At 61.3% G+C, this 10,666-nt stretch carries 7 protein-coding genes; 6 read left to right on the plus strand and 1 reads right to left on the minus strand.

Features of this window, described 5'->3' with window-relative positions; translation table 11 throughout:
* Positions 1-202 precede the first annotated feature (202 nt).
* The 4 genes from KVQ74_RS03285 (at position 203) to KVQ74_RS03300 (ending at position 7,693) form a co-directional block, all read left to right on the plus strand.
* Positions 203-2,317, plus strand: a complete 2,115-nt coding sequence (locus tag KVQ74_RS03285; protein WP_217829560.1) for a cytochrome-c peroxidase — start codon at positions 203-205, stop codon at positions 2,315-2,317.
* Positions 2,318-2,526: 209 nt separating this feature from the next.
* Positions 2,527-3,816: a GGDEF domain-containing protein gene (locus tag KVQ74_RS03290; RefSeq protein WP_217829561.1), complete on the plus strand. Its 1,290-nt coding sequence runs from the start codon at positions 2,527-2,529 to the stop codon at positions 3,814-3,816.
* A 90-nt stretch (positions 3,817-3,906) separates the two neighbouring features.
* Entirely contained in the window at positions 3,907-5,703 is a 1,797-nt protein-coding gene (locus KVQ74_RS03295) for an acyl-CoA dehydrogenase C-terminal domain-containing protein (RefSeq protein ID WP_217829562.1), read from the plus strand.
* A 211-nt stretch (positions 5,704-5,914) separates the two neighbouring features.
* Positions 5,915-7,693, plus strand: coding sequence for an acyl-CoA dehydrogenase C-terminal domain-containing protein (locus KVQ74_RS03300; RefSeq protein WP_217829563.1), 1,779 nt, complete (start codon positions 5,915-5,917; stop codon positions 7,691-7,693).
* Positions 7,694-7,921: 228 nt separating this feature from the next.
* Here the strand turns inward: KVQ74_RS03300 and KVQ74_RS03305 are convergent, their stop codons facing one another.
* A complete protein-coding gene (locus tag KVQ74_RS03305; protein WP_217829564.1) occupies positions 7,922-8,851 on the minus strand; it encodes a LysR family transcriptional regulator in 930 nt (309 codons plus the stop codon).
* Positions 8,852-9,020: 169 nt separating this feature from the next.
* On the opposite strand from KVQ74_RS03305, the gene KVQ74_RS03310 reads away from it, so the two are divergent.
* Entirely contained in the window at positions 9,021-10,304 is a 1,284-nt protein-coding gene (locus tag KVQ74_RS03310) for an aspartate aminotransferase family protein (protein ID WP_217829565.1), read from the plus strand.
* Positions 10,305-10,493: 189 nt separating this feature from the next.
* Entirely contained in the window at positions 10,494-10,652 is a 159-nt protein-coding gene (locus tag KVQ74_RS03315; protein ID WP_003228885.1) for a YqaE/Pmp3 family membrane protein, read from the plus strand.
* Positions 10,653-10,666: the final 14 nt, after the last annotated feature.

Below are 10,666 nucleotides of genomic sequence, written 5' to 3' on the forward strand. Positions count from 1 at the left end.
GTTTTTCCCCGATATCGGGGACGGTTCCCCGCACTTCGGGGACGCGTCTTACTGCGGGATGCCGCATTTATTGATTCCAAATGTTTCGAAATGGGATGGCAAATTAATTGCACCGCGCCCGTTAACCGGCGCTGACGAAAACTGTCCTGCTCAAAGAAGCATCACGCCCGGCTACTTAACAACAACAGTCAGGGTGAAGCTCATGAACATCAATCGACTCGTTCGTTTGACCTTCTGGTTACCCATCGCGTTATCTGCCCACAGTGCGATGGCCGCCACTCCCGGCGAAGTGGATCCTCCGGTGCCGGAGATCCCCAGCCTGCAATCGTTGCGCGGCATGGTTCCGCCCGATCCGTCGGGCACCGAGGGCGGACGCAAGGTCGATCTGATGACCGACTACGTACTCAACCGCTCCGCCGCGATCCTGCTGGGCAAGGCGCTGTTCTGGGACATGGAGGTCGGCAGTGATGGCGCCACCGCTTGCGCATCCTGCCATTACCACGCCGGCGTCGACCACCGCATCACCAACCAGCTCAATCCCGGCCAGGCCCACACCAATGCCAACGTCGCTTCGATCTTCAACAAGCCGTTTGTGGCATCGGACATCCCTGGCGATGTCGCGACGTACGCAACGCTGTCCGGTGGCAAGGGCGGCCCGAACTACACGCTGAAGAAAACCGACTTCCCGACCCATGTGCTGAGCAATCCGCTGGAGCGCAACTCGCCCATCGTCTATTCGACCGACGACGTGGTCGGTTCCCAGGGCGTGTTCGACGCTAACTTCGTCAAACCCAATCAGCCACGATTCGACAAGTGCACCCAGCAACCGGACGGGATTTTCCAGGTGGGCGGCATCAACGTCCGGCGCAGCACCGGGCGCAATGCGCCGTCAGTGATAAACGCGGCGTTCAATGTGCGCAACTTCTGGGACGGACGGGCCAACAACGTGTTCAACGGCTTCTCGCCGTTCGGCAATCGCGACCCGGACGCCGGGATCTACGTGACCAGTGAGCGCAGCACCGTCGCCTCCAAAGTCCGGCTGGCGCTCAACGATGCTTCCGCCGCATCCCAGGCCGTAGGCCCGCCCGGCAGCGCGGTGGAAATGTCCTGCGGTGGTCGCACGTTCGCTGACATCGGCCGGCGCATGCTCGATCAACTGATGCTCAAGCAACAGCGCATCTCCTCCACCGACTCGGTGCTCGCTTCGGTGTCCGGCGCGCGGCGTCCGACTTACCGCGAGCTGATCAAGAACGCCTTCCAGCCACGCCTGTGGAACGCCACGCAAAACGTCCTGGTGGGCGGCGCGCCGTACACCCAGATGGAAGCCAACTTCCCGTTGTTCTTCGGCCTGGCGATTCAGATGTACGAATCCACGCTGGTGTCCGATCAGGCGCCGATCGATGCCTATCTGCAAGGCGATCACACGGCCATGAACGCCCAGCAGGTGCAGGGCATGGACCTGTTCCTCAACAAGGGCAAATGCGTGAACTGCCATGGCGGGCCGGAGCTGACCAACGCCGCCAGCCGCTTGCTGATGCATCCGCGTGAGCGCATTGAGCGGATGGTCATGGCGGACAACCTGACCACCCTCTACGACAACGGCTTCTACAACACTGGCGTGCGTCCGACCTCGGAAGACCTGGCGCTTGGCGGCAACGATGCCTGGGGCAATCCGTGGTCGTTTACCCGTCAATTCAACAAAGTGTTGCAGGGCGGCAATATTCCCGACCCGCTGGATGTCGATGTCTGCACCTTCGAAGCGCCCTTGAGCGCGGCGATTCCCTGCGACGCGACACTCAAGCCGAATGTCGACTTCCGCGATTCGGTCGACGGTGCGTTCAAGACCCCGACCCTGCGCAACATCGCGCTGACCGGCCCGTACTTCCACAACGGCAGCCGCGCCACGCTCAAGCAGGTCATGGAGTTTTACAACCGTGGCGGCGACCGGCGCGGCGAGGACGCCAACAACACCAGCGGCTTCGAACATCCGGCGGTGAACCAGCACAACACCTCCAACCTCGATCCGGACATGACCGCGCTGAACCTGACCCCCGAGGAGATCGACGCGCTGGTGAAATTCATGGAGGTCGGCCTGACCGATCCGCGCGTGGCCTGGGAACGGGCGCCGTTCGATCATCCGTCGCTGGTGATCCCGCAGGGGCACATCGGTGACGAGAACGCGGTGACCCAGCGCCCGGCCAGTCCGAAAGTCACCACTCGCCAGGCGATGGATGCTTCGCTCAATCTCAAGCCTTACGGTGCCGAAGGAAGGCGTCCGGAAGAGGGGCCTTTGCTGCCGTTCTACAACGATCTCTGAGGGAAAAAGCGACCCTGGCCACTATTTGTGGTGGCCAGGGTGAAAGTTTCATCTTCGCGAGGGCAAAAAACCTTGTTTCGTGCCTCAGAAACTCGGGTTTTCTGCCGTTAAAGAGACTGCCTGTGATCTGGATCACATTGTGTGTGCTTAACTGGCCGCATTGCAGGCACAATGCCATCTCTTTGATATGACGGGTCGGAGCTTTACCCTTGCCGCGTTCTTCTGCTGTACGTTTCAGCCATTTCCTACCTTCACTGCTGTTGTTGCTCGCGGGGTTGGCGGCTGCGTACGTCAAAGACCTCAACGTGTTCTTCACTTCTCTGTTTAACGTACTGCCGACTCTGGTGCTGTTGCTGGGCGGTGCCTACTGTGCGGTTTACCGGCGTCAGCGCGAACTGTTTCTGATGCTGACGGTGTACATCGCCTACTTTCTGCTCGATACCCAGACCGACTATTACCGCGACAACGGCAAGGTGCGCGAAGACGCGGCAGTGGTGTTCCATCTGGTCTGTCTGCTGCTGCCGTTATTGTTCGGCCTGTTCGCCGCGTGGCAGGAACGCACGCATCTGTTTCAGGACATGGTGGCGCGCTTCGCCGTGCTGCTGGCCTTCGGCAGCGTGGCGCTGGGGCTTGAGCAAAGTTACCCGCAGGCGCTGTTGATGTGGCTCTCGGAAATCCGTTGGCCGGCGCTGCACGGCGCGTGGATGAGTCTGATCCAGTTGTCCTACCCGGTGTTCCTCTCGGCGTTTGTGTTGCTGGCCTGGCAATATTGGCGCAACCCGCGTCCGCTGCATGCGGCGCAACTGGTGGGCTTGCTCGGGGTGTTCTGGATGCTGCCGAAAACCTTCATCCTGCCGTTTACCCTGAACATCATGTGCAGCCAGGTGATGCTGATGATCGCCGCCGCCGTGGCACATGAGGCTTATCAAATGGCCTTCCGCGACGAACTCACCGGCCTGCCGGGGCGTCGCGCACTCAACGAACGCATGCAGCGGCTGGGCCGCAACTATGTGCTGGCCATGAGTGACGTCGATCACTTCAAGAAATTCAACGACACCCACGGCCACGATGTGGGCGACCAAGTGCTGCGTCTGGTCGCCAGCAAACTCTCGAAAATCAGCGGCGGCGGTAGGGCATATCGCTACGGTGGTGAGGAATTCGCCCTGGTGTTTGCAGGCAAAACCCTCGAGGAGTGTATGCCGCACCTGGAAGTGATCCGCGAGTCGATTGCCTCCTACAACATTCAACTGCGCAACCAGGAAAATCGCCCCCAGGACGATCAGCAGGGGCGTCAGCGCCGAGGCGGTTCCGGTGCTTCAAGCGTGTCGGTCACGGTCAGTATCGGCGTCGCCGAACGACTGGAGCAGCGCACCCCCGAAGAAGTGCTCAAGTCGGCTGACCAGGCGCTCTACAGTGCCAAGGGCGCGGGGCGTAACTGTGTGATGGCGTTCGGGCAGAACCGGCGTGGCGCGGTGCGCATGGACGGCGCTGCGGGTTGAGTGATGACGGCGCATTCAGCGTCTGGACAGTGATTGTGGGGGCGTGGTGGCCGGCAGTAGGTTTCAGACATCTGCTGACGGAGAAGCACCATGCCCGAGTACAAAGCCCCCCTGCGCGACATGCGCTTTCTGATCGACCACGTCTTCGACTTCCACACCAGCTACGCCGCCCTTGGCGCCCATGACGCCAGCCCGGACATGATCAGCGCGATCCTCGACGAGGGCGCGAAGTTCTGTGAGAACGTTCTGGCGCCGCTCAATCGCAGCGGTGACGAAGAGGGCTGCCATTTCGACAACGGTGTGGTGACAACGCCTGCGGGCTTCAAGCAAGCCTTCGCACAATACGTCGAGGGCGGCTGGCACGGTCTGGCGGCGGATCCGGCATACGGCGGCCAGGGCTTGCCGAGTTCGCTGGGGCTGGTGATCAGTGAGATGGTCGGCTCCAGCAACACGTCCTGGGGCATGTATCCGGGCCTGACCCACGGTGCGATGTCGGCGATTCACGCCCATGGCACCGAAGAACAGAAAAACACCTATCTGAGCAAACTCACCGCCGGCCAGTGGACCGGCACCATGTGCCTGACCGAAGCCCACTGCGGCACCGATCTGGGCATCATCAAGACCCGCGCCGTGCCCCGGGCCGATGGCAGCTATGCGGTGACCGGCAGCAAGATTTTCATCTCGGCCGGCGAGCACGACATGAGCGACAACATCATCCACTTGGTGTTGGCGAAACTGCCGGACGCGCCGGCCGGGACCAAGGGCATTTCCCTGTTCATCGTGCCGAAATTCCTGCCCGATGCAGCAGGTGAGGCGGGTGAACGCAACGGCGTTTCCTGCGGCTCGATCGAGCACAAGATGGGCATCAAGGCGTCGGCCACCTGCGTGCTCAACTTCGATGGCGCCACTGGCTTCCTGATCGGGGAGCCGAACAAGGGCCTGAACTGCATGTTCACCATGATGAACCACGCGCGCCTCGGCACCGGCATGCAGGGGCTGTGTCTGGGCGAAGCGAGTTTCCAGGGCGCTATCAAGTACGCCAACGACCGCTTGCAGATGCGCGCCCTGACCGGCGCCAAGGCTGCGGACAAACCGGCTGACCCGATCATCGTCCACCCGGACGTGCGCCGGATGCTGCTGACCATGAAAGCCTTCAACGAAGGCAACCGCGCGCTGACGTACTTCACCGCGCAGATGCTCGATGTCGCCCACCTGAGCGCGGATGCCGAGGCGCGTCAGGAGGCCGAAGACCTGTTGGCGTTCCTCACGCCGATCTGCAAGGCCTTCATGACCGACACCGGGCTGGAGGTGACCAACCACGGCATGCAGGTGTTCGGCGGCCATGGTTTCATCCGCGAGTGGGGCATGGAACAACTGGTGCGCGATTGCCGGATCGCACCGATCTACGAGGGCACCAACGGCATTCAGGCGCTGGACCTGCTCGGGCGCAAAGTGCTCGGCAGCCAGGGCAAGCTGCTGCGCAACTTCACCAAAATCGTCCACAAGTTCTGCGCGGCCAACGCCGGGCACCCACAGTTGGGCGCGTTCGTGACGCAACTCGATGGCCTCAACCAGCAATGGGGCGAGCTGACCATGAAGGTCGGCATGGCGGCGATGAAAAATCCGGATGAGGTCGGCGCCGCGTCAGTGGATTACCTGATGTACAGCGGCTATATCGTTCTTGGTTATCTGTGGCTGCGCATGGCGCTGGTGGCGCAGGCCAAGTTGGAAACGGATGAGGGCGACGCCGATTTCTGCCGGGGCAAACTGGTGACTTGCGAGTTCTACTTCAAGCGGCTGCTGCCGAGGACGGCGGCGCATCGGTCTGCGATCGAGGCGGGGAGTGATTGCCTGATGAAGTTGCCCGCCGAACTGTTCGCGGTTTAGGAAAAAGTAAAAGATCGCAGCCAGTACGGGTGCCTGCAGGAACATGAATTCCTTCGCAGGCGCCGGTGCTGGCTGCGATCTTTTTCTAGTGACCAAAAATAACAAAACAGTCACTGGTTGACCCTATGTGTCGCAAAAGTTGTTGGGTTACACTCCGGCTCAACGAAATCACCCTTCACGAATCACCTGTTTAGATCTTGCGAGGTTTGCCATGGCTGACTACAAAGCGCCGCTGCGCGATATGCGCTTCGTCCTCAACGAAGTATTCGAAGTCGCCAAACTCTGGGCCGAGTTGCCCGCTCTGGCAGAGACCGTCGATGCCGAAACCGTCGAAGCCATTCTCGAAGAGGCCGGCAAGGTCACCAGCAAAAGCATCGCGCCCCTGAGCCGTGCGGCTGACGAAGAAGGTTGCCACTGGGCCGAAGGTGCCGTCACCACGCCGGCCGGTTTCCCACAGGCCTATCAGACTTATGCCGAAGGCGGCTGGGTCGGCGTTGGCGGTGATCCGGCCTACGGTGGCATGGGCATGCCCAAGGCGGTGTCGGCCCAGGTCGAGGAAATGGTCAACTCCGCCAGCCTGGCCTTCGGTCTGTACCCGATGCTGACCGCCGGTGCCTGCCTGTCGATCAATGCCCACGCCAGCGAAGAGCTGAAAGCCGCGTACCTGCCGAACATGTATGCCGGGATCTGGGCCGGCTCGATGTGCCTGACCGAGCCGCACGCCGGCACCGACCTGGGGATCATTCGCACCAAGGCCGAACCTCAGGCCGACGGCTCCTACAAGGTCAGCGGCACCAAGATCTTCATCACCGGCGGCGAACACGACCTGACCGAAAACATCATCCACCTGGTCCTGGCAAAACTGCCGGACGCACCGGCGGGGCCGAAAGGCATTTCACTGTTCCTGGTGCCGAAGTTCCTGGTCAATGCCGATGGCAGCCTGGGCGCGCGTAACCCGGCGAACTGCGGTTCGATCGAACACAAAATGGGTATCCAGGCGTCCGCCACCTGCGTGATGAACTTCGACGAGGCCGAAGGTTATCTGGTCGGCGAGCCGAACAAAGGCCTGGCGGCGATGTTCACCATGATGAACTACGAGCGTCTGGGCGTCGGTATCCAGGGGCTGGCGACCGGCGAGCGCTCCTATCAGAACGCTGTTGAATACGCCCGCGACCGTCTGCAGAGCCGTTCGCCGACGGGGGCGCAGAACAAGGACAAGGTCGCCGATCCGATCATCGTTCACCCGGACGTGCGCCGGATGTTGCTGACCATGAAAGCCTCCAACGAAGGTGGCCGTGCGTTCTCCACTTACGTGGCGATGCAACTCGACACCGCCAAGTTCAGCGAAGACGCGGCGACTCGCAAGCGTGCCGAGGACCTGGTTGCGCTGCTGACCCCGGTGGCCAAGGCGTTCCTGACCGACCTCGGTCTGGAAACCACCGTCCACGGCCAGCAGATTTTCGGCGGCCACGGCTACATTCGTGAGTGGGGCCAGGAACAACTGGTGCGCGATGTACGCATCACCCAGATCTACGAAGGCACCAATGGCATTCAGGCGCTGGACCTGGTGGGCCGCAAGATCGTCGGCAGCGGCGGCGCGTTCTACAAACTGTTCGCCGACGAGATCCGCCACTTCACCGCGACCGCCAGTGCCGATCTGGGCGAGTTCACTCAGCCGCTGAATGCTGCCGTCGACACCCTCGACGAGCTGACCGCATGGCTGCTGGATCGGGCGAAAGCCAACCCGAACGAGATCGGCGCGGCGTCGGTCGAGTACCTGCAAGCGTTCGGCTATACCGCTTACGCCTACATGTGGGCGCTGATGGCCAAGGCTTCGCTGGGCAAGGAAGCGCAGGACGATTTCTACGCGAGCAAACTCGGCACCGCGAGGTTCTATTTCGCCCGTCTGCTGCCACGAATCCACTCGCTGAGCGCGTCGGTCAAGGCCGGTAGCGAATCGCTGTTCCTGCTGGATGCCGCGCAGTTTTGAGAATGTAACGTCATGTAAGCAATCTCTTACATGACGTGCTGCTGTTCTCCCATAGGCGCAGATTGGATCCAGAGCTAATCTACTTTCCATGGACGTCGCGCAGGAAGCGCAAAGCAACAACACGGACACGTAGGGATTCTGCCAGGGTGGCGGAGTGAAATGGATGTCAGGGAAACAGTCTGCAAAACCCCGCTTCGGCGGGGTTTTCTTATGCCTGCAGAAAAGTGTTCAGCTCAAGGCATCCAGCGGCGGCGCGCCTTTCAGCGGTTTTTCCTCACGCTGCATCACCTCTTCCAGCAAGGTTCGCAGCAGGGCCAGAGACGCCTGCTGGCGTTGTACATCGCGACATACCAGCCCGACTTTCAGCGGCACCCGGGGTTCGCTCAGCGGTTTCCAGAGCAATTCCTGATCGTCGTACTCCTTTTGCGAGCGACCGGGCAGCACCGTCGCCAGGCGCGTGTGCGGCAGGCTGTCGAGAATCCCCACCATATTGTTCAGCTCGGCCTGTACTTGTGGGCGACGGCCGAGGTTGGCGAGTTGCGCCTGCCAGATCTGTCGGATCTGAAACTCCTCGCCCAGCAACAACATCGGCAGTTCGGCAGCCTGGCTCATCGAGACTTTCTTGAATTCGCGCAATGGATGATCCGCCGGGATGACCAGCGTCAGTTCATCTTCGTACAGCATCACGCCGTGCAGCCCCGGTTGGCGCGGTGGCAGATAACTGATGCCGATATCCAGCGAGCCGTTGAGCAGGCGCCGTTCGATTTCCAGCCCCGTCAACTCGTAGATCTGCACCACCAGATGCGGTTGCGCCTTGCGCACCCGTTCGAGCATCTGCGGCACCAGGCTGGTGTGGACCGTTTGCAGCACCCCGATCGCCAGCGTGCGCAGAGCCTGGCCCTTGAAGTTGCCCAGGGCTTCCCGCGCCCGTTGCATGCCATCGAGCAATGGCAGCGCGTGGTTGTACAAAGTATGAGCGGCGAGGGTCGGCAGCAGGCGTTTGCTGCTGCGTTCGAACAGGGTGACGTCGAGGTTTTGCTCGAGTTGGCGGATCTGCTGGGACAGCGCCGGCTGAGAGATCGACAGGCGTTCGGCGGCGCGCCCGACATGACCTTCTTCGTAGACCGCGACGAAATAACGCAGTTGTTTGAAATCCATAAGTAATGCTTATCGAAAATGCTGATAAATCGAAATGGCCCGAGGCCGTGATGAGGCCTAGTCTAACCGCATTCACGAGGCTTACAGGGCCGGAAAGGGCGATGACCAGCGTTTGTTTCGAAAGCGTTTACATAGGCAGTTCAAAACATCTCGAACGAGGTGTTTTTCAATGAATCTGTTCAGTCTGCGGCGTCCTGCGCCGAGCCTCGATGATCTGGCGTTTGAAACCGTCGAAGCGGATAGCGGCGACAGCCTGAGTGCTGAGCGTCTGATGCCGAGTGTCGAACGTCCGCAACAGGTTTTCGTCCGCGGCCAGGGCTCCTGGCTGTGGGACAGCAATGACCGCGCCTATCTGGACTTTTCCCAGGCGGGCGGTGCCAACAGCCTCGGCCACAGCCCCTCGGCGCTGGTCAAGGCGATCGCCAGTCAGGCCCAGGCCCTGATCAATCCCGGTTTCAATCTGCACAATCGCGGCATGCTCAGTCTGGCCGAGCGCCTGTGCGCCAGCACCGCCAGCGATCAAGCCTATCTGCTCAACAGCGGCAGCGAAGCCTGCGAAGCGGCGATCAAACTGGCGCGCAAATGGGGCCAACTGCATCGCGGCGGTGCGTCGCGGATCATCGTTGCCAGACAAGGCTGTCACGGCCGTAGTCTGGCGACGATCTCGGCGTCGGACAGTTCCAACCTGCACAATCGCTTCGCGCCGCTGCTGCCGGGTTTCGATCTGGTGCCCTTCAATGATCTGCCGGCGCTGCATGCCGCCGTGGATGCGCAGACTGTGGCAATCATGCTCGAACCGATCCAGAGCGACGCCGGGGTGATTCCTGCAACCGAGCGTTACCTCAAAGGTGTTGAGCATCTGTGCCGTGAGTTGGGGATTCTGCTGATACTCGATGAAGTGCAGACCGGCATTGGCCGCTGCGGCAACCTGCTCGCCGAACAGTCCTACGGCGTACGGGCCGATATCGTCGTACTCGGCAAGGGGCTGGGCGGTGGCGTCCCGCTGGCGGCGCTGCTGGCGCGGGGCAAAGCCTGCTGCTTCGTGCCCGGCGAACTCGGTGGTACACACCATGGCAATGCCTTGATGACCGCCGCCGGCCTGGTGGTGCTCGACTCCGTGCAGGATCGCGCCTTCCTTGAGCAAGTGCGGGAAAACGGCCAGCACCTGCGCGAAGGTCTGTCACGCCTGGCCCATCGTTACGGTCACGGCGAACTGCGCGGCCAGGGGCTGTTCTGGGGATTGACGCTGTCGGACGATTCCGCCGACGCCGTCGTCAATGCCGCGTTGCACGAACGCCTGCTGCTCAACGCGCCACAAGCCGACTGCCTGCGCTTCACCCCGGCACTCACCGTCAGCAAGGCCAACATCGACGAAATGCTCCTGCGCCTGGCCCGCGCCTTCTCCCGAGTGCGCACCGCACAACTGCAATGCCGCAAAGGGATTGCCGTCTGATCCGAAGTTTCCTACCCGAATTCAAGAACCGTCTCGCGGTATAACGCACGCCCCACGCCTGATTCTTTTGGCGTGGGGCGTTTTTTTGTGTTGGAGACGGGCAAACAAATGCACTGAACCCTGACAAACGGCACTGGTCAATCAGCTTGTATGGCTCAGTCGAGCCAACCCCCAATCAGGAGCTGCCCCATGGACTTTATCCGCATCATCATCGCCATTCTGTTGCCGCCGCTGGGTGTGTTTCTGCAGGTCGGGTTCGGCGGGGCGTTCTGGCTGAATATTCTGCTGACGTTGTGCGGTTACATTCCCGGGATCGTGCATGCGGTGTACATCATTGCCAAGCGTTGAGTCTGCCGGGGTCT

This window comes from Pseudomonas botevensis (assembly GCF_019145475.1).
GTDB classification, from domain to species: domain Bacteria; phylum Pseudomonadota; class Gammaproteobacteria; order Pseudomonadales; family Pseudomonadaceae; genus Aquipseudomonas; species Aquipseudomonas botevensis.

Excerpts from the sequence above, each read along its gene's own strand:
- KVQ74_RS03310 (WP_217829565.1), top strand. The coding sequence starts at position 9,021 with ATGAATCTGTTCAGTCTGCGGCGTCCTGCGCCGAGCCTCGATGATCTG.
- KVQ74_RS03300 (WP_217829563.1), top strand. The coding sequence starts at position 5,915 with ATGGCTGACTACAAAGCGCCGCTGCGCGATATGCGCTTCGTCCTCAAC.
- KVQ74_RS03305 (WP_217829564.1), bottom strand. The coding sequence starts at position 8,851 with ATGGATTTCAAACAACTGCGTTATTTCGTCGCGGTCTACGAAGAAGGT.
- KVQ74_RS03295 (WP_217829562.1), top strand. The coding sequence starts at position 3,907 with ATGCCCGAGTACAAAGCCCCCCTGCGCGACATGCGCTTTCTGATCGAC.
- KVQ74_RS03285 (WP_217829560.1), top strand. The coding sequence starts at position 203 with ATGAACATCAATCGACTCGTTCGTTTGACCTTCTGGTTACCCATCGCG.
- KVQ74_RS03315 (WP_003228885.1), top strand. The coding sequence starts at position 10,494 with ATGGACTTTATCCGCATCATCATCGCCATTCTGTTGCCGCCGCTGGGT.